This is a genomic window from Nonomuraea jabiensis, assembly GCF_014204795.1.
Lineage (GTDB): Bacteria > Actinomycetota > Actinomycetes > Streptosporangiales > Streptosporangiaceae > Nonomuraea > Nonomuraea jabiensis.
In genome coordinates this window covers 12,241,375-12,265,130 of the sequence record NZ_JACHMB010000001.1, presented here as the reverse complement: position 1 = coordinate 12,265,130, position 23,756 = coordinate 12,241,375, and the positions used below count along the sequence as shown (strand labels likewise).

The window sequence follows — 23,756 nt, the reverse complement described above, 5'->3', positions numbered from 1 at the left end:
AACATGCTGCTTTTGGGGAATGGTCACCGACATGGAACCACGCGTTCGCCCTCTCCCGCCCGAAGAATGGGACGATTTCATGAAGGCGAATCCGCAGAACGTGTTCACCACGCTGGCCCGCCACCCCGCGCTCTTCAAGCAGTGGCTGGGATTCGGCGGCGCGCTGCTCGACGGCACGCTGCCCGCCCGCGACCGGGAACTGGCCGTCCTGCGCACCGCCTACCACACCGGCAGTGCCTACGTGTGGGCCCACCACGCGCGCCTGGGCAGCGAGGCCGGGCTCAGCGACCTGGAGATCGCCTCGGTGAGCCACCCGGACGCCCTGTGGCCGGTCGAGGACCAGCTCGTGCTCCAGGTCGCCGACGACCTCCACTACGCCGGCGACCTGACCGACGCCACCTGGACGGCGCTCTGCGACCGCTACGACGAGCCCGGCAGGATCGAGCTGATCGTGCTCGTGGCCCACTACACCATGCTGGCGCTCGTGCTCCGGACCCTCAGAGTGGAGCTCGAGGAGTGATCATCGTGACGCCCGGCACCGAGCCGATCGAGGCCAGCGCCTTGCCGGCGTCGGCCAGCCCGATCGTGCGGGTGACGAGCTGGTCGGGATGGAGGATCCCGGCCCTGATCATCTCCAGCATCGGCGGGTACGCGTGCGCGGCCATGCCATGGCTGCCCAGCAGCCGCAGCTCGTGGCCGATCACGCGGGCCATCGGCACCGGCGTCGGCCCGCCCGGCAGCAGCCCCACCTGGACGTGGCGGCCCTTGCGGCGCAGGCTCTCGACGGAGGCGGCGCAGGTCTGCGGGCTGCCCAGCGCGTCGATCGACACGTGGGCGCCGCCCCTGGTCAGCTCCCTGACCTGAGCCGCCACGTCCCCGGCCGAACCGTTGACGAAGTGCGTGGCGCCCGCCCGCTCGGCCAGGTGCAGGGCGTCGGTGCTGATGTCCACGGCCACCACGCGGGCCCCGGCCGCCGTCGCGATCATCACGGCCGACAGGCCCACGCCGCCGCACCCGTGCACCGCCACCCACTCGCCCGGCCGCACCTCGCCGACCTGCGCCACGGCGCGGAAGGCGGTGGCGAAGCGGCAGCCGAGCCCGGCCGCCGTGGCGTAGTCCATGTCCTCGGGGATCGCGATCAGGTTGACGTCCGCGTGGTCGATGGCCACGTACTCGGCGAACGAGCCCCAGTGGGTGAAGCCCGGCTGCGTCTGCCGCTCGCACACCTGCTGGTCGCCGGTGACGCAGGACGGGCACGACCCGCAGGCGCAGACGAACGGGACCGTCACGCGCGCCCCCGGCAGCCAGCCGCGCACGTCGGAGCCGACCGCCTCGACGACGCCCGCCAGCTCGTGGCCCGGCACGTGGGGCAGGACCTTGATGTCGGGATCGTGGCCCTGCCAGCCGTGCCAGTCGGACCGGCACAGCCCCGTCGCCTCGACCCTGATCACCGCTCCGTGCGGGGCAGGGGACGGGTCGGGCAGCTCGCGCACGTCGAGCTCACCACCGAAGATGTCAAACGCAACCGCTCGCATCTCATGAGCTTAGGGTCAGTTGCCGCAGGTCGCGCAAGGCCTGGTGGGAGGGCGAACCGGGTTCGGTGGTGTAGAGGACGAGGCGGAGGTCGTCACGGTCGGGCACGGGCATGACCTGGCAGATCGCGTCGATGGTGCCGACCAGCGGATGCGTGACCTGTTTGCGCTGCTCCCTGCGGATCTCGACCTCGTACCTGGCCCACAGCTCGGCGAAGTGCGGGCTGAGCGCGAGCATCTCGGCGACCAGCGCCTGGAGCTTGCGGTCGTCGGGGTAGCGGCCCGCGGCGGCGCGCAGGTCGGCGACGGAGGCGCGGGCGAAGCGGCCCTTCTCCTCGTCGCTGAGGTGCTCGGCGATGTCGGGCGACATGAAGACCCAGCGGATGACGTTGAGGTCGTCCGGGCCCACGGTGTCGAGGCCGCCCATCAGCGCGCCGGCCAGGGGGTTCCAGGCGCGGAGGTCGTACCTGGCGTCCAGCACGTACGCGGGGACCTCCTCCAGGAACCCGATCAGGTGCAGCAGGCTCTCGGGCAGGTCCTCCCGGATCCGGGGCGTCTCCACCGCGTGCCCGGCCAGGTGGAGCAGGTGGGCGCGCTCGTCCTGGCTCAGCATGAGCGCCCGGGCCAGCGCGTTGAGCACCTGCCTGGACGGGTGCGGGCCCCGGCCCTGCTCCAGCCGGATGTAGTAGTCGATCGACATGCCCGCGAGCTGCGCGACCTCCTGCCTGCGCAGGCCCGGCGTGCGGCGCCGCTCGCCGCCCGGCAGGCCGACCTCGGCGGGGGTGACACGGGAGCGCCTGACGCGCAGGAAGTCGGCGAGTTCGTCGCGGTTCATGCCTCCATCCTCGGTGATGTCCGGCCGCGCGTGGGTGGCACCGCTGATACCAGCCTCCCCAGGTCTCTCCCGGATCCGCTGCGACCTGGGCGAACGTGGACGGCATGACGAAGATCGCCCTCATCACGGGCGCCAACAAGGGAATCGGCTACGAGATCGCGCGGCTGCTGGCCGAGCAGGGTGTCACCACGATCGTGGGGGCGCGCGACGAGGAGCGCGGGCGGGCCGCCGCGGGGCGGCTGGGGCAGCCGTACGTGCGGCTCGACGTGACCGACGAGGCGAGCGTGGCCGCCGCCGCGAAGTGGGTCGAGCAGGAGTACGGCCGGCTGGACATCCTGGTCAACAACGCCGGGATCACCGGCGGCTTCATGGACCCGCACCCCAGCGCCACCCCCGCCGGGGTGCTCAGGGAGGTCTACGAGACGAACGTGTTCGGCGTGGTGACGGTCACCAACGCGATGCTGCCGCTGCTGCGGGAGTCGGAGGCCGGCCGGATCGTGAACATGACGAGCGAGCTGGGCTCGCTGGCCAGGGCGATGGACCGGGAGAGCCCCTACTGGGACGTCAACATCATGCCCTACAACTCCTCCAAGACCGCGCTCAACATGGTCACCGTCAGCTACGCCAAGGAGCTGATCGACACCCCGATCAAGGTGAACGCGGCCAACCCCGGCTACTGCGCCACCGACCTCAACGGGCACAGCGGGTTCCGGACGGCCGAGCAGGGCGCCGCCATCGCCGTGCGGCTCGCGACCCTCGACGCGGACGGCCCCACCGGAGCGTTCCTGGAAGACCGAGGATCTGTCAATTGGTGAGGTGTCAACCCTGGTGAATAGGACAGAAGGGGGTGATGGGACAAGACCTAGATAAGGAGCGGTTCACCGAGGCGGAGTACGCCGCCTTCGGGGAGCGGATCCGGGAGCAGCTCGGCGTGCTGCGCGAGCTGCTCGCCACCCCCGGCTTCGGCCAGGGCCCGGCCACCATCGGGGCCGAGCTGGAGCTGTTCCTGATCGACGAGCGGGGCCGGCCGCTGCCCCGCAACAGCCAGGTGCTCGAAGCCCTCGGCGACCCCCGCGTGGTCCTGGAGCTGGGCCGCTACAACCTCGAGGTGAACCTCACCCCGACGCCGCTGGCCGGCCGGCCCTTCGAGCGGCTGAGCGGCGAGGTGCAGGAGACGATCGTCAAGGTGGACGGCGCGGTGGAGGGTGGGGGCGCGCTGCCCATCGGCATCCTGCCCACGCTCGACGCCGAGGACTTCACGGTCGGCGCGATGAGCGACCAGAACCGCTACCGGGCCATGAGCAGGGGCATCAGGCGGCTGCGGCTGGAGCCGTTCCTGGTCAAGATCGACGATCTGGAGCTGTCGGTGGAGGACGTGATCCTCGAGAGCGCCAACACCTCCTGGCAGGTGCACATCCGCACGCCGCCCGAGCGCTTCGCGCGGCTGTTCAACGCCGCGCAGCTCGCCATCGGCCCGGTGCTGGCCGCCTGCGGGAACTCGCCGTTCTTCCTCGGCAGGCGGCTGTGGGAGGAGACGCGCATCGCGCTGATGGAGGAGGCCGCCGACGACCGGGACGTGCAGCGCCGCGAGCGCAGGGACGGGCGGGTCACGTTCGGCTCCGACTGGGTGCGGGAAGGGGCGTATGAGCTGTTCGAGCGGTACGTGCGGGACTACGACCCCGTGCTGCCCGATCTGAGGGACGACGCGGAGCCGTACGAGGTGCCGGAGCTGCGGCTGCACCAGGGCACGATCTGGCAGTGGAACCGGCCCGTGTACGACCCGGCCGACGGCGGCCACCTGCGGATCGAGATGCGGGCGCTGCCGGCGGGCCCGTCGTGCGCGGACATGGCGGCCAACACCGCGTTCCTGCTCGGGCTCACGCTGTCGCAGGCGGAGCGGGATCTGACCGGCTTCCGGTTCGGGGAGGCGTACCAGAACTTCTACCGCGCCGCCATGCACGGGCTGGACGCCAAGCTCTCCTGGCCCGGCTCCGACGTCGAGTTCGAGGCCGCCGACCTGGTGCTCCGCCTGCTGCCCGAGGCGCGGGAAGGGCTGCTCGGGGCGGGGGTGACGCCGTCGGACGCCGACCGCGCGCTGGACGTGATCGCGCAGCGCACCCGGCTGCGCCGCACGGGCGCGGTCTGGCAGCGGGAGGCTCTGGAGCGTTTCGAGGGCGACAGGGAACGACTCGTCCAGCGTTACCGCGAGCTGTCACTGTCGGGGCTTCCGGTGCATTTGTGGCCCTCTGGTCCCTAGGTGGGGAAACTGGGCCCGCCAGGCTTGCCAGGAGGCTTCCACCAGTACGGATCCCGGGCTCCGGCCTTCCACCGAAGTCTGTTCTAGCCGATGAGGGCCTCGGTGATCTGACGGGTGGTCTGCGCGGCGACCCTCGGGTTGATGGCGGCATAGGTGGTGTAGGCGTTCAGACCGGTGGCAAGGGCCCAGCCGCGACCCCGGGTCCAGGTGGCGTCGTCCACATCGAGCGTGGCGCGGAAGACGGCCCGGCTGTCGGCCGACATCAGGGTGAAGGCGATGGTCAGATCACAGGCCGGATCGCCGATGCCGAGCCCGCCGAAGTCGATGACCGCGCTGAGCCGGCCGTCGACGGTCAGCAGGTTGCCGGTGTGGAAGTCGCCGTGGAACCAGGCCGGCCGTCGATCCCATCCTGGGGCGTTCAGGGCCGCGTTCCACAGTTCGGTCATGGCAGTGGTGTCGAAGGCGTCGCCGACCTCTGCTATGGCGGCCCGCGTCGCGCGATCCCGGTCGGCCAGCGGCCGGCCGATGAGGTCCTCGCGGGCCTCCATGGCCTGAACGTCCTCGGACCTGAACTGCTGAAGGGCGGCCAGGAATTCCGCCAGTCGGACGGCGGCCGCGGACGAGTCGGCCAGTGCCTCGACGGTCGCCACCTCGCCCTCCAGCCAGCGGGACACCGCCCACCGCCACGGATAGCCGAAGTCGGGCTCGCCCACTCCTACCGGTACCGGGATGGCCAGGGGCAGTCGCGGGGCGAGCCGGGGCAGCCACTCACGTTCCTTCTCGGCCTGTCCGATGGCGCCGTCGTGGCGGGGCAGCCGGACGGACAGCTGCTCGCCCAGCCGGTAGATCACATGGTCCGAGCCGGCCGGATCGAGCAGCTCCAGAGGCAACGCGGCCCATTGTGGGAACTGCGTATCGACCAGCCTCCTGACCAGTGCGGCATTGATCGTGGGGCGGGTGTGCGCGGTTCTCACGGTTGCCAAGAGCACCTCCTGCGATCGGCCCGCTCCGGGCGGCGGGCGGGCTTGACCATCACAGTGCACCGTGGCGTGCCTGTCGACCGGATTTCTCCGGCCGGACTGTCACATGCCTCGACGTGCTCAAGGGGCGGCGAGCTGGTCACCGAGCGGGCTGCGCCGGTACAGGACCTGCCGTCCGTGGCGGACCCGGATGACCAGGCCCGTGGCGTGCATGACGCGCAAGTGCTGGGAGATGGCGCTGGAGGTGACGCGCAGGCGGCGCGCGAGCTCGATCGTCGGCAGTGGCTCACCGAGCAGGTGGAGCAGCCTGGCGCGGGGCGCGCCGAGCAACCTGGTCAGAGCGGTCGTGTCCGGAGCCGGGGGCGGCGTCCACAACGTGGCGACGGCGCGGCTGGGATAGACCAGGCTCGGCGGTACGTCGGGGTGGAAGGGCGGGGCCGGCTTGTGGGCGAACACCGACGGCATCAACAGCAGCCCGAGGCCGGACGAGGGGACGTGGTGCCGTGCGATCATCTTGGCGATGTACAGCACCCCCTCATGCCAGCGCAGGTTCGGGTGCATGTCGGCGAACAGCAGGCGCGCCCCGCCCATGGCGAGTTGCCGTGCCCGGTAGGTCATGTCGGCTTCCAGGATCAGCCGCATCCTGGGCCAGACCGGTTCGATGGCCAGCTCCCAGTAGCGCTGCAGCAGCTCGCAGGTCGCGTCGCGGAACCTGGCGGCAGCGGCGTCGTCAGCGGGGACCGGCCCGGTGACAAGCGCGGCCAGCAGGTCGCGGCGGGCGTGCTCTGGGGCTGTCTGCCGGACGAGGGCCAGCTCTTCCTCGAAGGCCGGGGCGAACGTCGTCGGCCGAGGGGTCAGGAAGTCCGGCAGGACGAGCCGTTCCCCGACCAGGGACAGGAGCAGGTCGACGTCGGCCGCGTCGAGTTCGCCGAGCACCGCCCTGCGCCACGGCAGGTGCAGCGCGTGCAAGCCGGGCTCCCGCAGCACCCGCAGGCTGAACACCGTCTCGGACAGCGGCGAGATCGCGAACCGGGTGTCGGCAAGGTCCTCGACGCTGAGCCCGTAGCTGATCATTAAGCTGTACGCTACATCCTTTGGCGACACCCGGCCGATGCGCTGGGCTTGCGCCCATGAACCATGCAGCTCATGGACAGCGCATCGCCGTCGTGACCGGGGCGGCGCGCGGCATCGGCGCCGCGGTGGCAAGGCGGCTGGCGGGCGAAGGCCTGGCGGTCGCGGTGATTGACCTGGACGAGGCCGGCTGCGCCGCCACCGTCGAAGCGATCATCGCCGATGGCGGAAGGGCGATGGCGTGCACGGCCGACGTCTCCGACGAGGCCGCGGTCATCGTTGCCGTCGCCCGTATCACCGCCGCGCTCGGGCCGCCGACGGTGCTGGTCAACAACGCCGGTATCGGCCCGCAGGCCGATCTGGTGGAACTGGCCACGCACCAGTGGCACACGGTTGTCGGGGTCAACCTGAACGGACCGTTCTTCCTCACCCGGGCCGTCGCCCCGTACATGATCGAGGCCGGATGGGGCCGGATCGTCAACGTGTCGAGCATCTCCGCGGTCGGCGACGCCGACCGGGTCGACTACGGCAGTGCCAAGGCCGGTCTGATCGGCTTCACCAAGTCGCTGGCCCTGCAACTCGGCCGGCACGGCATCACCGCCAACGCCATCGCGCCCGGCTTCGTCGTCAGCGACATGACCCGGGCCACGGCACGCCGACTCGGCCGCGACTTCGCCGAACACCAGCGCCTCGCGGCCCGATCCATCCCGGTCGGCCGGGTCGGCCGGCCGGAGGACATCGCACACACCGCCTCCTATCTGGTCAGCGCGGAGGCGGGGTTCGTCTCCGGTCAGGTCGTCTACGTCGCCGGCGGACCGGTGGACTGACCATGCCCCTGATTCCGCTGCTGGCCCTTGTCCGCGGGTGGCGGTCGGCAACGTCCATTTCCCCCAAGCCGTCAGCCCCTCGATACCCTGCTGGCGCTCACGGGCCTGGGGCTCCTCGCCGCAGCCGGCGCGCCCGGGTTGGTAGCGCTGCTCGTCGCCCGGGGGCCGTCGACGTGCGCGGAGGCGATTCAAGCACTCGGAAGTGGCCCCGAACTCCTGTAGCTACGGCAAGTCGCCGCCGAGGGCGGTGCCGCGAGTGCTTGCTTATGGAGCCGGTACGGCCGTGCAGCTTCGGACGGGCCGTCGGTAAGAGGAAGAGCACTGCCGTCTGACCTGCAAGGTCAGCATGGAACGATCTCAATGGGCGGTGAATCCGCCGTCCACGGGCAGGGCGACGCCGATGACGAAGGCGGCGGCCGGGCTGCACAGCCACAGGACGGCGTCGGCGATCTCGTCGGCGGTGCCCAGGCGGCCGATGGGCTGCTGTTTCATGATTTCGGCCATGGCCTCGGCCTGACCTTCGAGCATGTCGGCAACCATTGGGGTCTCGATGACGCCGGGGCACACGGCGTTGATGCGGATGCCCCTGGGGGCGTATTCCACCGCGGCACTTCGGGTCAGGCCGATCACGCCGTGCTTGGAGGCGTGGTACGCGGCCCGCTCGGGCAGGCCGACCAGGCCGCCGAGGGAGGAGCAGTTGACGATCGCGCCGGAGCCTTGGGTACGCATGTGCCGCAGTTCGTGCTTTTGGCACGTCCATATGCCGCGCAGGTTGACCGCGTTGACACGGTCGAAGTCCGCGGCCGTCTCGTCGGCGGCGCCGGCCGGAGGGGCCTGGATGCCGGCGTTGTTGTAGGCCATGTCCAGGCGGCCGAAGGTTTCCACCGTGCGGTCGACAGCGGCGGCGACCTGGTCTTCGTCGGTGACGTCGCAGGCCAGGGCCAAGGCCTGGTGGCCGGCGTCGGTGAGCTCCTTGGCGGCTTGCTCGACGGCGCCTGCGTTGATGTCGACCAGGGCGACAGCGGCGCCAGAGGCGGCGAAGGCACGGGCGGCGGCCAGGCCCATGCCGGAGGAAGCGCCGGTGACCAGGGCCACCTGCCCGGAGAAGTCGTAGGTGGGATTCACTTTTGGTGCTCCTTCATGATCACGGGGTGATCGATGGATGGTCAGGACCTGGGGGTGAGACGCAGCGTCGTCGCCCTGGCGTCGTCGGCGACCATCGGCTCGACGTAGCCGCTGTAGTGCCCGTACTTGGTGCGGTACGCCGCGTCGACCTGGTCGTTCACGCGTGGGTCGGTCACCTCGACGAAGGGGACCTCGGCGTCCACGCCGCCTGCGGAGATGCGACCCTCGTGGGTGTCGTGGGCGGTGCGCCACCAGCTGCCCTGTACGCCGCGCCAGGACCGTACGTACAGGTCGTCGCGATCACGCACGACCCAGATGGTGGTCGGGCGGCGGAAGGTTCCGTCGCTGCGGCGAGGCGCGACGCGAAGCTCGTCGGCAGTGGCGATGCGGTCCAACTCGTCGCTGTTCCACGTGCTCATGGCTGGATTCCTGCGCTGTGCGAGGTATGGAAAGAGCTGTTCGCTTGCGCACGAGGCCCATGTGGTGCTCGCCGTGGACGCCCACCCGCACCACCCGTCATGGCTGGAGCAAGGCCTTGATCGCGCGGCGCTCGTCCATCGCCCGGTAGCCCTCGGCCACCTGGTCCAGGGGAAGGGTGAGGTCGAAGACCTTGCCCGGGTCGATGGCGCCGGTCAGGACCCGGTCGATCAGGTCGGGCAGGTAGCGGCGTACCGGAGCCGGGCCGCCGCGCAGGCCGACGTGGGAGAAGAACAACTCCTGCCCGTCGAGCGCGACATCGTGGGGGACGCCGACGAAACCGACGTTGCCGCCCGGCCGGGCCGAGTGCAGGGCTTGGCGCATCGCCTGGGCGGTGCCGACGCACTCCAGCACGCTGTCGGCGCCGATCCCGCCGGTCAGCTCCTTGATTCGGGCCACACCGTCCTCGCCGCGCTCGGTGACGATGTCGGTCGCGCCGAACTCGCGGGCCAGCTTCTGGCGGGGCTCGTGCCGGGACATGGCGATGATCCGCTCAGCGCCCATCTGTTCGGCCGCGATCACCGCGCACAGCCCGACCGCGCCGTCGCCGACGACCACGGCGGTGGAGCCGGGCTTGACCTCGGCGGCGTCGGCGGCCCACCAGCCGGTGCCCATGACGTCCGAGACCGCCAGCAGCCCCGGCCAGAACTCCTCACCGGGCACGCCGTCGGTGGCGACGAGGGTGCCCTGGGCGTTGGGGATGCGGACGTAGTCGGCCTGGCAGGTGCTCATGAACTCGCGGTTCAGGCAGTTGGACTGGAAGCCGTTGCGGCAGTTGGCGCAGGTGTTGTCCGAGGTCGCGAACGACCCGACGACGAACTGTCCCGGCTTGACCGCGGTCACCTCCGAGCCGACCTCCTCCACCCAGCCGACGTACTCGTGCCCCATCGGATGCGGCTCGCCGGTCGGCTCGGCGCCGCGGTAGGGCCACAGGTCCGAGCCGCACACGCACGTCACCGCGGTGCGGATGATCGCGTCGGTGGGGTTGAGGATCTTGGGGTCGTCCAGGGTCTCCAAACGGATGTCGCCGGGGGCGTGGATCACTGCTCCGCGCATGAAAAAGGGTCCTTTGCGTGGTGGGACGGGCGCCGCCGGCCCAGTCCTCGACAGGGTGCGTGGCGGCGCCGTGTACGGTTGGGGGCCCGAGGCGTCAGGTAGCCGACCGCCCGGACCGGGTAGGAGCCCCTCCGGTCATCGGCTTCACATCCGGCCAGAGGAGCGCCACACCTCCTAGGTAACCCGCTGTGGCCGCGCGTAACCAGGCACGGCTAAGGGGCGTACTGGCAGTACACCTCTACAACCGCAGGCAGGACGTACCGTCGAGGGGTGGACAACCGTGAAGAGGTCCGCGAGTTCCTGACCTCGCGGCGCGCGAAGATCACCCCCGAACAGGCCGGGCTGCCGCCGGGTTCCCGGCGCCGGGTGCCGGGACTGCGCCGCAGCGAGGTCGCCGCCCTGGCCGACCTGAGCGTGGAGTACTACGCCAAGCTTGAACGCGGCAACCTCGCCGGAGTCTCCCCATCCGTCCTGGAAGCCCTCGCCCGCGCCCTGCGGTTCGACGACGCCGAACGCGCCCACCTGCTGAACCTGGCCCAGGCCGCCGACGGCACCGACGCCCTCACCCGCCCCCGCCGCCGACGCACCAAGGACCAGTGGAAGCCGCACCCCAGCCTGCAATGGACGCTGGACGCCATCACCGCCGGACCGGCGTTCGTCCGCAACGGCCGCCTGGACATCCTCGCCGTCAACCAGCTCGGCCGCGCCTTCTTCAGCGACGTCTACGCCACCCCCGGCAACCAGGCCAACCTGGCCCGCTTCAACTTCCTCGACCCCGCCTCCCGCCGCTTCTACCCCGGCTGGGACCAAGCCGCCGACGTCTCCGTCGCCATCTTGCGCACCGAGGCCGGCCGCAACCCCCACGACAAAGACCTGCACGACCTGGTCGGCGAACTGTCCACCCGCAGCGACGAGTTCCGCACCCGCTGGGGCGCCCACAACGTCCGCACCCACGGCACCGGCACCAAACGCTTCCACCACCAAGCCGTCGGCGACCTCACCCTCGCCTACGAGGGCCTGGAGATGGCCGCCGAACCCGGCCTCACCCTCACCATCTACACCGCCGAGCCCGGATCCCCCTCCGAAGAAGGTCTGCGCCTGCTCGCCTCCTGGACCGCCACCCCTCGGACGCCCTCACCCGCACCACCCTCCAGCAGCTGACCCAGCACCTGCGCCATCCCCTTCACGCCGAGATGCCCGTCCAGGCGCTGACCCCTCGCCGACGGACGCCTCCGCCGCTGCCGCGAACAGCCACGTCAGCGCCTCGGCCGGGTACCGGGCGGGGCCACGTGCACCGGCCGCACCGTACGCCGGGAAAGCCCGGCCCGCCGAGCCAGAACGGCAGGCCGGTGGCGAGATCGTCCGCCTGAACGCAAACTTCTATCGCACTCCGTCCGTCAAACTAGGTCAAGGGACGGCAAAGCGAGGAAGTTATGGCGGCAACGGGGATGGTACCCACAAACAAGGCGCCCTTCGCCTTGCGCCGGGAAACGGGCGATCTTGCCGAAGGGGCCGCGAAGCTGGCGGGGGAGATCGGCAGCGCCGGCGTCGAGGCCGTGCTGGCGCAGGCGAACCGGCTGGCGACGCGCAAGGGGGCGCCGGGCGCGCTCGGGGCGATGAGCCCGAAACCGGCCGAGTGGTACGCCTTCGACGGCAAGGACCAGGACACGGTCGACTGGTACCCGCAGGGGCTGACCTGCTCGGACGAGTCGGGCTCCATCGGGGTGCCGGCGTTCCTGGCGACCTGGTACTTCAAGCCGGAGGCGGGCGAGCGGGGCATCAGGCTGTCCTTTCTCAGCCCCAAGACGCTGAAATATCAGCATGCGCTGCTGGTTGTGGCGAAGCCGGATGGTTCGTACGGGCCGATCGACATCCACGCGGGCGGCGTCGCGTGCGACGGCGACCTGCTCTACATCGCCGACACCAAGCGGGGGCTGCGCGTCTTCGACCTGAAGCACGTGCTCGACCTGCGCACCGCCCAGAACGACCTGGGCGACCCCAAGCAGGTCGGGCGGCACGGCGGCAAGTTCCACGCCTTCGGCTACCGGTACGTGATCCCGCAGACCGACTTCTGGAAGGTCGCGAAGCCGGGGCCGCTCTTCTCGTTCGTCTCGATCGACCGCAGCGGCGGCACGCCGCGGCTGGTCACCGGCGAGTACCGCGAGGACGACCCGGGCGGCTGGGTGGGCCGCTGGCCCCTGGGCCTGTCCGGCGGCGAGCCCGAGGACGCCTTCGTGATGGGACAGCCCAAGATCCAGGGGGCCATCTCGTGGGGCGGCAAGTGGTACCTGAGCCAGGCGGCCGGCGCGAACGCCAACGGCAAGCTGCTCGTCTACACCGACGGCAAGCTGCAGACGCGGGCGTTCCCCGTCGGGCCGGAGGACCTGACGGTGCAGGGCGGCAAGCTGTGGAGCGTCACCGAGTTCAGGAACCGCCGGATCATCTTCGGCGTGCCCCTGTAGGGGCTCTCAGCCCTTGAGGTGCTCGTACAGCACCTCGCGGTAGTGGCGGTCGAAGTCGTCGTAGCGGGCGCGCAGCTCCGCGCCCGGCCAGCCGGCCGGAAGCAGTTCCTGGGGGAGCAGCGGGTCGGCCAGGAGGTGGCGCAGCACGGCGGCCGAGACCAGGAAGCCCTCGGCCAGGCCGCCGGCCCGGTCGAAGGCGCGGTCGAGGGCCCGGTCGAGGACTCTGCCGAGGTCCCGCTCCAGCCGGTGGGCCTCCGCCGCCCAGCCGTCCAGGTCCCACAGCAGGGGAGTGGGGTCGTCGTGCGGGCGGCCGTCGATCAGGGTGCACTGCGCCGTGACGGCCTCCGGCCAGGCGCGCACCAGGTTGGCGGGCCGCATCCAGGTGCCCTCGCGCAGCTCGGCCAGGCGCAGGGCGGTCATCGTGGCCCGGAACGCGGCCCGGTCGGCGGGCGCGCGCCGCTCCGTCGTGACGACGGCGACCTCCCACGTGCCGTCCCACGGCCTGGTGTGCGGGTCGCGGCTCTCGTCCTGCCTGGCCTGGCGCTCGGCGAGCCGCTCCGACAGCGTGTAGAAGCGGCCGTCCTGGAGGAGGTCTCCGGCCGCGACCATGCGGGACAGCGCCACCCGTACGGTGCCCTCGGCGATCCCGAACAGCGCGCCGATGCGCACCAGCTGCCGGGCGGGCAGCCGCGGCGGGTGGCTGCCCAGCAGCGCGCTCAGCACGGCCGATCGGGCGCTCAGGGTGTTACGCTCTTCCATCGCGTGTCGAGTATATGTAACACTCGCGAGTATGGGGCGCTATCTCATCGAACCTTTCGACCGCAGCGACCGTTACGCCACCGAGCGCTACCAGGGCGCCGCCGGGCGCAACTGGTGGACCTGCGATCCCACGCTGCGCCTGCTCATGCGGCACCACCTGGGCGAGGGCTTCGCCTGGGCGGAGCCGCGCCTGGACCGGCTGGGCGCGCTGATGGGCGGGCTCGTGGCCGAGTGCGCCGAGGAGACCGACCGCAACCCGCCGCGGCTGGAGAGGTACGACAAGTGGGGCAGGGACATCAGCGAGGTCGTCATGCCGCCGTCGTTCCACGCGGCCCGGCGGGCGCTCATGGAGGACAACTTCACCTCGCCGTCCTTCGCCGCCGAGGCCCGGTCACACGGGGCGAACCCGGCCGCGCTCGCCGCCGCCTGGACGTACCTGCTCGATCAGGCTGACATCGGCATGGGCTGCGCGCTCGGCACCGGAGGGGACATGGTGGTCTCCCTCGCCGAGAAGTACGCGCCCGAGGACGTACGCGATCGGGTGCGGGAGATCTTCGCCAACGGCTACTACTCCGGCGAGGCCGCTCAGATGTTCACCGAGCGGACGGGCGGCTCCGACCTGGCGGCGCTGGAGGCCGCGGCGGTGCCCGCCGGCGACGCGTGGCTGCTGACCGGCCTCAAGTGGTTCGCCTCCAACGCCAACGGCTCCGCGTTCGTGGCGCTGGCCAGGCGCCCCGACGGGAACGTGGCGCCGTTCCTCGTGCTGCGGGAGCAGCGGGACGGAAGCCGCAACGGCGTACGGATCAGGCGGCTCAAGGACAAGCTCGGCACCCGATCGGTCGCGTCGGCGGAGGTCGAGTTCACCGGCGCGGAGGCGTTCCCGCTCTTCGGAGAGGGCGCCACCGGCTCCGGGCTCGGGACCATGATGAAGCTCACCAACGCCTCCAGGCTCGGCGTGGCCATGATGGGCGTCGGCGTGGCCAGGCGCGCGCTCGTGGAGTCGATCTGCTATGCCCGGGCCCGGGAGGCGTTCGGACGGCCGCTCATCGACCAGCCGCTCATGCGCCGCAGGCTGAGCGAGCTGATCGTCGAGGTCGAGGCCGCCCAGGCGCTCGCCTTCGACGGCCTCGCCGGCCCCCGCCTGCGCATCACCCCCGCCCTGATCAAGCTGCGCGCCGCCCGCCTCGGCGTGACGGCGGCGAGCGACGCGATCGAGGTGCACGGGGGCAACGGCTACATCGAGCAGTGGCCGGTGGCCCGCCTCCTGCGCGACGCCCAGGTCAACCCGATCTGGGAGGGCGGCGACAACATCCTCTGCCTCGACGTTCGGCGGGCCATGGTGAAGGAGCAGGCCCACCTGCCCTTCCTCGACCGCCTGCGCGACCTGGCCACCTCCGACCTGGTGCACGCCCGCATCGACGACCTCGCCAAGGCGGTCACGGCGTGGGCCGCGCTGGAGCCCTCGGTGGCGGAGGAGCGGCTGTATCCGCTGGCGCAGTTCATGGCCGACGTGTACGCCGCCGCCCTGCTGGAGGACCAGGCCACCTGGGGGCTCGACGACGGCCGCAAGGCGCTGGTGGCCCGGCTGTACGCCGAGGCCCACCTCGTGGATCACGGCCCGCTGCGCGGCATCGACGCCCCCGCCGCCGACCACTTCGAGGACCTCCTGACGGGAGCGGTCACTCTCTGACGAACGTAGGGTGAGCGGGTCATCGATCCGCTCACCCCATTGCCAGCGGACGGAAGGCGGGTCGTGGCGGCCCCACCTCAAGCACGCCCGGAACTGCCAGTTGGAGTCGGAGCTGGTGCGCTGTGCCGCGCTGGTCTTGGTCTGCCCGCCGGAGGTCACCTCGAACGGACCGCACTGGAGCCAGATCCTGCCGCCGTCCCGGGTCCAGCCCATCCATACGGTGTCAAGCCACTGAGTGTCCCCACCCAGATGAGCCCAGCTGCAGGTGACACCGCCGATCTGGCCGTAGTAGAGGGTAGCGGTATGCCGACCGGTGCCACCGGCGCCGGTGTGCTGGCCGTACAGCTCGGCGATCTGATCGGCGGTGAAGTCGCCCAGGCGCAGCGACTCGGCGACGATGTTGAACGGGCTGGCCGGGTTCGACCGGCCGGGTTCGCCGCCCGAGGCGACCTTATAGTCACGCAGGTCGCGCGACCCGCACAGCACCACGGATGTGGGGAACGGGTGGCCCTCAGGTCGCGCGTTGTGACCGGCGCGGAGCTGGCTGAGGATGCTGATCATGCTCTTGCCTTGAAGGGCGTCGATCTCGTCGAGGAACAGCACCATCCGGCGCGGGCAGGGGCGGCACCACTCCCGCAGCGCTGCACGCAATCGGGTGCCCGGAGAGGATTGTGGCCACTCACTCGGCGGGCGCAGCTCCTTCGGCCATCCTGACCCCGCGGTGGCGGGGGTGGCTGTCAAGCCGGAGATACGGCTAGTTGTGGTACCCGATGGGGAGGTCTGGTAGGCCAAGGGCGGCTAGGAGTTGGAAGAGCACGTCCTCGGCGAAGACGCCTTTGGCGTCCAGGGCGGTGGTTACGGCGGCGGGGTCGGGCGTGAGGCCAGCTTCTCTGGCCCATGCGAGGGCTGATGGTGCGGCTGCGGAGCCGGGCGGCCCCGCAGCCGTGTAAAGGCGGTCGAGCGCCGCTTGGCGGCGTCGCTGGTACTCGGCGGGGTCCTCGGCATGTTGCTCGCCGTTTTCGTCCCAGGACTGGGCCGGTCCGTCGGCGGGCAGCGAACGCCAAGTGATGCCGTCGGCCATGAGCCAGCCGCCCCAGTGGCCGGCCACGGGGCTGCGGCCGAGGAGCTGGGCGCCCTCGCTGTGCTTGATGACGGCTGCCAGGACCGGGTGTCCTGTCTGCTGCATCAGCCCTGTGAGAAGGCCGTCCCAGGCGTGCGGAAGGGTCGGCGAGTCCCAGCCGGCGGGGCCGCGGTCGACCTGCACGGCACGCCATCGGTCCGGTCCCTGCCAGTGCCAGCTGGCGTTGGCCGCCGATTGCCGCAGTGCTGGGAGCCCGGTCAGCGGCTGGTTCGCACGCGCCACGATGTAGGTGCCCCAAAAGCCCATGTGTCCCCTGCGGGTCTGCCCGGCATGATCGCCTGGTGAGTCAGCGCTGACCGTCAGCTGAAGGACTCACGTCCGTGGTCTAGGTCCGCGACCGTCGCCTGACGGTGACTATACCATTACGTTAAGTTGGCATGGCGGGCGTGTTGCGGATCGGCGGACGGACACTGGCTGCCCGGCTCCAGGCAGCCACGAACCAAGCATGCTGCGGTATGCGCAATGGCGCCGCTGCGCTCGTGACAGCCCGCTGACCCTCAATCGGCGGCTTCGAGAATCGGCACGACCTCAATCTCGATTGATACTCCCCAAAGCAGGTCGTCAACGCCGTTCGTAGCCAGCCATTCCTGAACCTCAGCGGCGAGCTTCTCTGCGTCGGCCTGGTCCGGAACGCCAAGCCGTACGGCAGCCACTTTCAGATTCTGGCCGAAATACCGGATAGCCAGCGAACGGTCATCCCATCTGGTTACCTCGGTTTCCAGCCCAGGGCAGCCGTGTACTCGCAGGGTGCCGCCCAACCCCAAGACGAACTGCCGCCCGTCAAGCAGCTCCACCATGACATCGGCATCCTTCCCATGACCAAAAAGGATGATCTCCGAGAGTCGTTCGCCCGCCAGCGGCAGTTCTGTCCAGGTTGGGGACGGTTGCTGGCGCATGTACTTGCGGATGGTTCGGACGTAGCTGCTCATGAGCTGATCGTAGCCAAATCATTGCTCTCAGTGGCAGGGCGGCTGGCAAGCTTGCTGCCGATCTACGCGCGGCCCGCGCTTTCAGCTCGGCGACCACTTCGGCATCCAGCCCCTCTGGCCTGCAAAGTGGCATCCATGATGTGAGCAGAAGGCTTTTCAGCGAGTGAGATATGTATCCAGCTACTGCCGGCCATGGTCTCCCATCTATAGCCATCTCGTTGAGTATGCGGCATTCCGCTTTAACCCCACCTTCCCTGTAGTTACCATGCCATCGACCCCGGTATCTCCCACCTCCACGAGATCGGGCGATGATGGCGACAAAGGAAGAAATTGACGCCGCCCGGCGTCAGATCGAACGATTACGCGATGAGCATGCGAACGACGTGATCGCGCTGGTTCGCCTGGTCGATGACGGCGCGCTCAAGGGTGAGGCGGGCGACAGGCTCGCCGCCGATCTGCGCGCCTGGGATCGGGGCTTCAAGGACCTGTTCACGCGGGCCATGTCCGTGCTGGACTCCCTGCAGCCGTCCGGGCCGGGCAAGGGAGCGGCTCCTCGATGAGCTCCATGGTCGGCATCAACCCCACGCTGATGACGCAACTGATCAACGGCATGAAGCGCGTCAGCGGCACGATCCCGGACGTCGGTCTCCAGGTGGAGCGGGCCGTGACGGCGCTGGGTGTCGAGCTGTACGGCCCGGCCCATGCCATCGGGCGGCAGATGAGCGAGCAGATTCCCGCGCTCCAGGGCCGTCTCGACCTGATACTCGCCGAACCCGACCGCAAATCCGGCAAGGCCGGCATTCTCTGGGCCAACGAATCCGACTGGCTGTCGAAGTCTCCCGCCGAGGGCGCGGCATCGGCCAAGGCCCTGGCCACAAAGCTACGGGAACAGATCAAGACCCACTCGCTCGACGCCAAGACGGTGGCCGAGATCGAGCGACACAAGAACGATCCGTACTTCGCGATCGCCTTCGCCAAGGAAATACTGCCGCGCGAGCTCAAGGCCCTGATCAACAAGGTGTACGGGGCCGGCCTCCCGCAGTCGGGCCGCCCGGACCAACGCGACGTCAGGACCCAGGACAGGCTCCTCACCATGCTCAGCAAGATCCTGGGCACGGCTTCGCGCGGAGTGGGCTCGATAAAGCTTGCCGACGACTACGCCGATCAGTTGGTCGACGGCATCGAGAACCCGCAGGACGCGTTCGCGGTGAAAAGGCTGCTCCAGGACGGCCAGTTCGACCACTCGTTCTTGCTCACGGTGGTCCGGAAGCTGTACGACAAGGACGTGGCCCATCCGCCCGACCCGAGCCTGCCGCGAGACGCCTGGGCGAAGCCCGGCCCCAAGGACATCTCGCCCGGCGACCTCAGCCCCATGGGCACGGCCCTGGTGCCACTCGCCCACCATCCCGCCGTCGCCCAGGACTTCTTCACCGACCCGCAGCGCAAGCCGCTGGCCTACCTGATGCGGCAGCACCGCTGGGATGGCGACGCCGACGCGGATCTCGGCTGGGCCATCCAGGAGGCCGGCACGAAATTCCGCGATCACGACGTGCCACCGGGCAATTCGCGCGGCTACAAATCCGCCCTGATCGCCTCGTGGGCCGCCCACTTCTGGAGCGATGCCAAGGTCCAGAAGAACCTGCCCCATACCCGTGCCAACCTCGGCGAGATCTTGGCCCAATACACCGGGGATCTGCATCGCGATCTCCAGTCTTTCAGCGCGAAATCACCGGCCGTGGTGACAGGATCGGACCCGGACAAGAACATGCAAGGCGTGGAACCCTACGGTGCCAAGTTCAATGCGCCAGATGTCAAGAAGGCGATGACATGGGCGTTCGCAGACGACGACGCGTTTCAGACCGTGGCCGCCGCGCACGGGCTGTATTCCGCCAAGGTGCTGGACGAACTGGCTGCCAAGATCGCGAAGGAAGTCGACGCTGATTTCGCGGCATGGCGGAAGTCGAACCCAGAGGCCACGCGGCAGCAGCTCGACGCCGCACGGCAGGACATCCTCGAAGAGCGCACGAGCCGCAGCGGAGGCGCGGAATTCTCCCGGGCGACGCGCGGCCTCGGCATGACGACCTGGGTGATCACCAATGCCGCCAATATCACCAAGATCGGAGAGGCGAAGGAGAGCGATGCACGCGCCGCTGCCTTCAAGGAGATGACGGAGAAAGTCGTGGGCCTGGCTCCAGGGCCGCAGGGGAAGTTTGTCGGGCTCTTGGTCGACGAGGCCAAGAGCGCGATCTTCGGAAAGATGGATTCCGGCCACGAGGACCAGGCTCGCCAGGACGCGGACACCGCGATGGGAGCGGCCAAGCACATGTTCACCGATCTCACGGCGGCCACGATGATGCGCCACGGCCTGTTCGGGGACGGATCAGTGCCCGCCGAGACGCATCCGTACCGCTACAAGGATTTCTCTCCGGGCTCGAAAGGTCACTTTATGGTGAACGGGGAGATCAAGTCCTGGGCCGACATGAATGCCGACGAGCGTGAGGCCTACGATGAGTGGCTGACGCTGGACGGGCCAGGCCGGGTCTTCGGCCGACCGGATGACGCCATCGCGCTCGGCTTCAAGGAGGCCGAAACCAACTATTCGGGGCATGGCTCATGAGAAGCCAACCGAAGGCGGTCTCCGTACTCGTGGTCCTCGCTCTGGCGGCCGCGTGCTCGTCTCCTTCCCCTGCTCCGCCGGACACCCGACCGCTGGGCAGCGTTACTGCCGCTCCACAAGAATGTGAACTCATCTCGGCGAGCGCTATCAAGATCGCTACCGGTTTCAAGGACTACACGGCGGTCGGCACGAAGATGGACAAGGGCCGTTTCGCGTCATGCTCGGTAGCCGAGGACTTGGCCCCAGAGGGCAAACTCGGACTCGTGATCGAAGTCTTCGACCCGTCCCCGAACGACGCAGAAGACCTGAAAAACACCAAGCTGACCACGCAGGGGAAGGACCTGCCCGACGAACTCGGGCCAGGCTTCGCAGCGCGGCGGAAGAACGCCAAGGATCAGACCATCGCCTTCGTCTACGGATGGACGCCCGACTACAAGCGCCTTCTCACCATCAACATCTATAGGGGCGGACCAGGCCGCGACTCTCTGGCGGACGCGACCGAATTCTTCCGCCAGCTCAAACCCCTTCTGCTGGACAAGCCCAGGTGAGGCTGCATGATCACAGGGTCAGGAACGGTGCGGCCCCCTGACGGATTTCGGGGGCCGCATGGTTGATGACACTAAAAGTCGAATATGCCGTTCTTCGCGCCTGCTACGAACTTGTCCCAGACGGCCCGGCGGACCACCCATGGCTCGGCATCCGGCTGTTCGGTGTCGCGCAACGCGATGCGGCCGTCCGACAGATGCTTGGCCTCCAGGCAGTCGCCGCCTTGACCGCTCGACGCGGTGATCCATCCGGCCGGGCTTGCTATCTCCTTGGCGACTTCCTCATTCAACTCCACGCTGCACTCTCTCCTTGATCCGCTGCACTGACAGATACTCAGGGAGCGCCGCGCTGCGTATGAGTTCGAGTCGGTCCACGAGTCGCTTGATCTCGCTGGTGGAGTCAACGACGCGACCATGGACGGCTGATTCGACGTAGGCGGCGATCGGCACTCCGTTCTGCTGCGCCAAGAGAGCTGGGCCCACCAGCACTGCCGTACACCGGGCTGCGTACGGGAGTAGTTGGACGGTGAACCACTTGTTCTCGGCCAAAGTGATCAGGTGCTCTAGCTGGCGGTGGGTTACGAACTCGTCTCCAATCGGACGATACAGGACGCCCTCGTCTATCACAGCAAGGAATTGAGGGGGATTCGGCCGATCGAATATGGATTGTCGCTCCATCCGGGCCTCGACCGCGTCTTCGACCTGCTGAGGGGTCGTGTGAGGCTCGCCCTCGAAGATCGCACGCGCGTACTCCACCGTCTGTACCAGTCCGGGCACGATGAGCGGGGCCCAGGTGAGGAGCTGATCGGCTTTCCGCTCGATCGGCGGCCACTGCCGGAACCAATCGGGCATCCGGTTGCCGCTGATGGCCGGCCAGTGGGAGAGCAGTGGGCCGTTGAGGCCAAGTGCCTCTTCGCAGAGCTCGATCAGCTCGCGCGTGGGGTTCTCGTCTCCGCGTTCTACATTGCCGATACGGCTCTTGCTGTAGCCGATGCGCTCGGCGAGCTGTTCCTGAGTCCATTTAGCGGCATATCGGTATTTGCGTAGATCGGCACCGAAATGTGCCGCTGGGCTGGCGGTTGGGTCAAGCTCCTTGGGTGCTGGCATCACGCCTCCCGTAACCAAGTCCATTCCAGCTCTTCTGGTTTGTTGCCAGTTGTAGTCTGGGACCGCTCTGGGATTATTTCGCAAGACAATGTAGCTCGTCGCAGGCATTGTTTGAAGGGGCTTGCGGAGATGGATGATTCGCAAGCGCTCATAACAGAGCCCAGCAGGATCAATGCTGGCATCATCATGTCGGGCTAATGGGGGTATGGGTGATAAATATGTCTTCACTCGGAATGAAACTCATCGGCGCAATGCGGTTTCCTGGGTGCCCTCAGATAATCCGTGATGTACGGATTTATGCTGCTCATTGGCTCGTTATGGCACTGCCGGAGGCCGCTGACGATGAGAATCTTCTGGAGGATCTGCGGCTCCTGGTCACCGAGCTCGCCGCCAACGCGATGAAGCACACCATGTCCGGTCGCTGGAAACGGGGGTCATTTCGAGTCCGCCTGTGGCTCGGCGCCGACCGGATCCGTATCGAAGTGAAGGACCAGGGGTGGTGGTCGGGGCCGCGACTTCGTGACGACCCATTCGAGACCGGCGGACGAGGACTTCAGATCTTGGCGGCCGTGGCGACGAAATGGGGAGTCAGAAGGCGCTCGTTCGGCCGGACCGTCTGGTTCGAGCTGCCTGTCCAGGCCCCTGCCGCAGTGGACATCGCGGATGTCCCCCATCGACATCACGTGCAGGACCCTCGTCGAGAACTTGAGGAAAGGACCGTGTGACATGTCGAAGATCCCCGACTTCCATGGTCCGCACGTCGAGTCGCCCCTGCCCGGCCACGTCAAGCTGACTTGGTACGACCCCACCCCTCGGCCACCACGCATCCGGGTGATCTCGCACACTTGTGAATGCGGCCCGCGACTGCTGCTGCTGGGTGGCCAGAGCTGGCGGGTCACTTTCATCGACTGGACGCGCAAACGAGCCTTTGTCGAACCGGCTGACCGCGGTGGAGTGGCCAAGTGGACCGGCAGCGGCGTCGCGGGTCTGCCGTTCGCCCTGACGCGCGCGATGCGAGAGGTCCTGCTCGGCGCCGACCCACCGGTGTCGCTCACCCGCCGGGCGCAAGCATGCCTGGCGGACTGGCGCGAAGAAGCCCCCGCCGTCGTGCACCCCGGCGGAACTCTGATCACGAGGGATGGCGCCGACGTGCGCTGGTGGACCTGGGCCGGATACCGTGCCAACGCGACCCTGGCCGCCACGCTGCCCTCGATCGCCGACCCGGTGCAACGGTCGACCGACTTCGCGGTTCGGCTCCGCCAAGACCTCACCCCGGCTGTATGGAAGGCGGCGAAAGAGAACACCGGCAACGGAGAACTCCTCGTTCTCCCGGACGTCGACCGTCGGGCCGTCACCGGACTCAAATTCGCGACCGTGCTCCCCGAACGGCTGGCGGTAGCGACCGTCGCCATCCGTCTGGCGGACTTCGAGGGTGCCAAGGCCGCTTTGACGGAACCTGTCCGCCTGCATTCTCTCGGCAACCACTGACGGTGGGGTTGCTGGCCGGAGACCCAGGCTTGGACGTACGCTCGGCCCGTTCCCGAGCACGAGGAGGGCCGCATGAGCGTACGCGTGGAGCGCGAGGGACCGGTCACCACCGTGGTGATCAGCAGGCCGGAGGCGCGTAACGCGGTCGATCGCAAGACGGCCGACGCGCTGGCGGGCGCGTTCCGTGACTTCGAGGGGTCCGACGCCGCCGTGGCGGTGCTGTGGGGCGAGGGCGGCACGTTCTGCGCGGGCGCCGACCTGAAGGCGCTCGACAACCATGTCGGCGAGGACGGCGACGGGCCGATGGGGCCTACCAGGATGCGCCTGTCGAAGCCGGTCATCGCCGCCGTGGCCGGGCACGCCGTCGCGGGCGGGCTGGAGCTGGCCCTCTGGTGCGACCTTCGGGTGGCCGAGGAGGGGGCGGTCTTCGGGGTGTTCTGCCGCAGGTGGGGAGTGCCGCTCATCGACGGCGGCACCGTACGGCTGCCCCGGCTCGTCGGCGCCTCGCGGGCGATGGACATGATCCTCACCGGCCGGCCCGTCGACGGGCGGGAGGCGTACGAGTGGGGGTTGGCCAACCGGCTCGTGCCCGACGGCACCGCCCGGCGGCAGGCCGAGGAGCTGGCCCGCGAGATCGCCCGCTTCCCGCAGACCTGCCTGCGCGGCGACCGGCTGTCGGCGCTGGAGCAGGAGGGGCTGAGCGAGGCGGAGGCGATGCGGAACGAGCTGCGCCACGGGCTCGTCTCGATGCCCGACGCCGTGGGCGGCGCCGCCCGCTTCGCCGCGGGCGCGGGCCGCCACGGAGACTTCGGCGACCTCTAGGCACTGCGCAGGACACCATGCCGCGCCTGCGGGGTA

The 23,756-nt window shown here is 69.2% G+C and carries 25 protein-coding genes; 13 read left to right on the top strand and 12 right to left on the bottom strand.

Features of this window, described 5'->3' with window-relative positions:
• Nucleotides 1–79 precede the first annotated feature (79 nt).
• Complete coding sequence (locus HD596_RS55960; RefSeq protein ID WP_246555491.1) at nt 80–520, top strand: carboxymuconolactone decarboxylase family protein; 441 nt, start codon at nt 80–82, stop codon at nt 518–520.
• On the opposite strand, the gene HD596_RS55955 is transcribed toward HD596_RS55960, so the two are convergent.
• Together HD596_RS55955 and HD596_RS55950 are read right to left on the bottom strand one after the other, a co-directional pair.
• Nucleotides 498–1,535: a zinc-dependent alcohol dehydrogenase family protein gene (locus tag HD596_RS55955; protein WP_185077514.1), complete on the bottom strand. Its 1,038-nt coding sequence runs from the start codon at nt 1,533–1,535 to the stop codon at nt 498–500. The genes HD596_RS55960 and HD596_RS55955 overlap by 23 nt on opposite strands.
• Nucleotide 1,536: 1 nt before the next feature.
• Nucleotides 1,537–2,367 carry a helix-turn-helix transcriptional regulator gene (locus HD596_RS55950; protein ID WP_185077513.1) on the bottom strand — a complete coding sequence of 277 codons (831 nt, stop codon included), beginning with the start codon at nt 2,365–2,367 and terminating at the stop codon, nt 1,537–1,539.
• A gap of 104 nt (nt 2,368–2,471) precedes the next feature.
• Between HD596_RS55950 and HD596_RS55945 the strand changes: the two genes are divergently transcribed.
• Nucleotides 2,472–3,182 (top strand): SDR family oxidoreductase, encoded by a 711-nt coding sequence (locus HD596_RS55945; RefSeq protein WP_185077512.1) that lies wholly within the window; start codon nt 2,472–2,474, stop codon nt 3,180–3,182.
• A 35-nt stretch (nt 3,183–3,217) separates the two neighbouring features.
• A complete protein-coding gene (locus tag HD596_RS55940) occupies nt 3,218–4,624 on the top strand; it encodes a glutamate-cysteine ligase family protein (protein ID WP_185077511.1) in 1,407 nt (468 codons plus the stop codon).
• 83 nt (nt 4,625–4,707) lie between these two features.
• Here HD596_RS55940 and HD596_RS55935 read toward each other — a convergent pair whose 3' ends face one another.
• Nucleotides 4,708–5,613: an aminoglycoside phosphotransferase family protein gene (locus HD596_RS55935; RefSeq protein WP_313047240.1), complete on the bottom strand. Its 906-nt coding sequence runs from the start codon at nt 5,611–5,613 to the stop codon at nt 4,708–4,710.
• Between the two features lie 111 nt (nt 5,614–5,724).
• Entirely contained in the window at nt 5,725–6,678 is a 954-nt protein-coding gene (locus HD596_RS55930) for an ArsR/SmtB family transcription factor (RefSeq protein WP_185077509.1), read from the bottom strand.
• A 56-nt stretch (nt 6,679–6,734) separates the two neighbouring features.
• Here HD596_RS55930 and HD596_RS55925 point away from each other — a divergent pair, with 56 nt between their 5' ends.
• Complete coding sequence (locus tag HD596_RS55925; RefSeq protein ID WP_185079357.1) at nt 6,735–7,502, top strand: SDR family NAD(P)-dependent oxidoreductase; 768 nt, start codon at nt 6,735–6,737, stop codon at nt 7,500–7,502.
• 357 nt (nt 7,503–7,859) lie between these two features.
• On the opposite strand, the gene HD596_RS55920 is transcribed toward HD596_RS55925, so the two are convergent.
• The 3 genes from HD596_RS55920 to HD596_RS55910 form a co-directional block, all read right to left on the bottom strand.
• Nucleotides 7,860–8,627 carry a glucose 1-dehydrogenase gene (locus HD596_RS55920; RefSeq protein WP_185077508.1) on the bottom strand — a complete coding sequence of 256 codons (768 nt, stop codon included), beginning with the start codon at nt 8,625–8,627 and terminating at the stop codon, nt 7,860–7,862.
• A 41-nt stretch (nt 8,628–8,668) separates the two neighbouring features.
• Nucleotides 8,669–9,046, bottom strand: a complete 378-nt coding sequence (locus HD596_RS55915; protein WP_185077507.1) for a DUF2255 family protein — start codon at nt 9,044–9,046, stop codon at nt 8,669–8,671.
• A 97-nt stretch (nt 9,047–9,143) separates the two neighbouring features.
• Nucleotides 9,144–10,160, bottom strand: a complete 1,017-nt coding sequence (locus HD596_RS55910; RefSeq protein ID WP_185077506.1) for a zinc-dependent alcohol dehydrogenase family protein — start codon at nt 10,158–10,160, stop codon at nt 9,144–9,146.
• Between the two features lie 270 nt (nt 10,161–10,430).
• On the opposite strand from HD596_RS55910, the gene HD596_RS55905 reads away from it, so the two are divergent.
• Nucleotides 10,431–11,321, top strand: a complete 891-nt coding sequence (locus tag HD596_RS55905) for a helix-turn-helix transcriptional regulator (RefSeq protein WP_185077505.1) — start codon at nt 10,431–10,433, stop codon at nt 11,319–11,321.
• Nucleotides 11,322–11,638: 317 nt separating this feature from the next.
• Complete coding sequence (locus HD596_RS55900; protein ID WP_185077504.1) at nt 11,639–12,622, top strand: hypothetical protein; 984 nt, start codon at nt 11,639–11,641, stop codon at nt 12,620–12,622.
• Nucleotides 12,623–12,628: 6 nt separating this feature from the next.
• Here the strand turns inward: HD596_RS55900 and HD596_RS55895 are convergent, their stop codons facing one another.
• Nucleotides 12,629–13,381 carry a PaaX family transcriptional regulator C-terminal domain-containing protein gene (locus tag HD596_RS55895; protein WP_185077503.1) on the bottom strand — a complete coding sequence of 251 codons (753 nt, stop codon included), beginning with the start codon at nt 13,379–13,381 and terminating at the stop codon, nt 12,629–12,631.
• A 31-nt stretch (nt 13,382–13,412) separates the two neighbouring features.
• Between HD596_RS55895 and HD596_RS55890 the strand changes: the two genes are divergently transcribed.
• Entirely contained in the window at nt 13,413–15,071 is a 1,659-nt protein-coding gene (locus HD596_RS55890; protein WP_185077502.1) for an acyl-CoA dehydrogenase family protein, read from the top strand.
• Nucleotides 15,072–15,825: 754 nt separating this feature from the next.
• Here HD596_RS55890 and HD596_RS55885 read toward each other — a convergent pair.
• Nucleotides 15,826–16,458 (bottom strand): hypothetical protein, encoded by a 633-nt coding sequence (locus tag HD596_RS55885; RefSeq protein ID WP_185077501.1) that lies wholly within the window; start codon nt 16,456–16,458, stop codon nt 15,826–15,828.
• 251 nt (nt 16,459–16,709) lie between these two features.
• On the bottom strand, nt 16,710–17,141 hold the full coding sequence (locus HD596_RS55880; RefSeq protein WP_185077500.1) for a hypothetical protein: 432 nt from the start codon (nt 17,139–17,141) through the stop codon (nt 16,710–16,712).
• 383 nt (nt 17,142–17,524) lie between these two features.
• On the opposite strand from HD596_RS55880, the gene HD596_RS55875 reads away from it, so the two are divergent.
• Genes HD596_RS55875 through HD596_RS61090 form a run of 3 tightly spaced genes read left to right on the top strand, consistent with a single transcriptional unit; the run spans nt 17,525 to nt 20,306 of the window.
• On the top strand, nt 17,525–17,701 hold the full coding sequence (locus tag HD596_RS55875; protein ID WP_185077499.1) for a hypothetical protein: 177 nt from the start codon (nt 17,525–17,527) through the stop codon (nt 17,699–17,701).
• Nucleotides 17,698–19,758, top strand: coding sequence for a hypothetical protein (locus HD596_RS55870; protein ID WP_185077498.1), 2,061 nt, complete (start codon nt 17,698–17,700; stop codon nt 19,756–19,758). Before HD596_RS55875 ends, HD596_RS55870 begins: the two co-directional genes overlap by 4 nt.
• Nucleotides 19,759–19,787: 29 nt before the next feature.
• Nucleotides 19,788–20,306, top strand: coding sequence for a hypothetical protein (locus tag HD596_RS61090; RefSeq protein WP_221520065.1), 519 nt, complete (start codon nt 19,788–19,790; stop codon nt 20,304–20,306).
• 71 nt (nt 20,307–20,377) lie between these two features.
• Here HD596_RS61090 and HD596_RS61085 read toward each other — a convergent pair whose 3' ends face one another.
• Together HD596_RS61085 and HD596_RS61080 are read right to left on the bottom strand one after the other, a co-directional pair.
• Nucleotides 20,378–20,599: a DUF397 domain-containing protein gene (locus HD596_RS61085; RefSeq protein ID WP_313047230.1), complete on the bottom strand. Its 222-nt coding sequence runs from the start codon at nt 20,597–20,599 to the stop codon at nt 20,378–20,380.
• Nucleotides 20,586–21,410 (bottom strand): helix-turn-helix domain-containing protein, encoded by an 825-nt coding sequence (locus tag HD596_RS61080; RefSeq protein WP_221520064.1) that lies wholly within the window; start codon nt 21,408–21,410, stop codon nt 20,586–20,588. The genes HD596_RS61085 and HD596_RS61080 overlap by 14 nt, the downstream gene beginning before the upstream one ends.
• Nucleotides 21,411–21,727: 317 nt before the next feature.
• Here HD596_RS61080 and HD596_RS55855 point away from each other — a divergent pair, with 317 nt between their 5' ends.
• The 3 genes from HD596_RS55855 to HD596_RS55845 all read left to right on the top strand — a co-directional run bounded on the left by HD596_RS55855 (nt 21,728) and on the right by HD596_RS55845 (nt 23,720).
• On the top strand, nt 21,728–22,135 hold the full coding sequence (locus tag HD596_RS55855; protein ID WP_185077495.1) for an ATP-binding protein: 408 nt from the start codon (nt 21,728–21,730) through the stop codon (nt 22,133–22,135).
• Nucleotide 22,136: 1 nt separating this feature from the next.
• On the top strand, nt 22,137–22,898 hold the full coding sequence (locus HD596_RS55850) for a hypothetical protein (RefSeq protein ID WP_221520063.1): 762 nt from the start codon (nt 22,137–22,139) through the stop codon (nt 22,896–22,898).
• Between the two features lie 72 nt (nt 22,899–22,970).
• Complete coding sequence (locus tag HD596_RS55845) at nt 22,971–23,720, top strand: crotonase/enoyl-CoA hydratase family protein (protein WP_185077494.1); 750 nt, start codon at nt 22,971–22,973, stop codon at nt 23,718–23,720.
• The last annotated feature ends 36 nt before the right edge of the window (nt 23,721–23,756 follow it).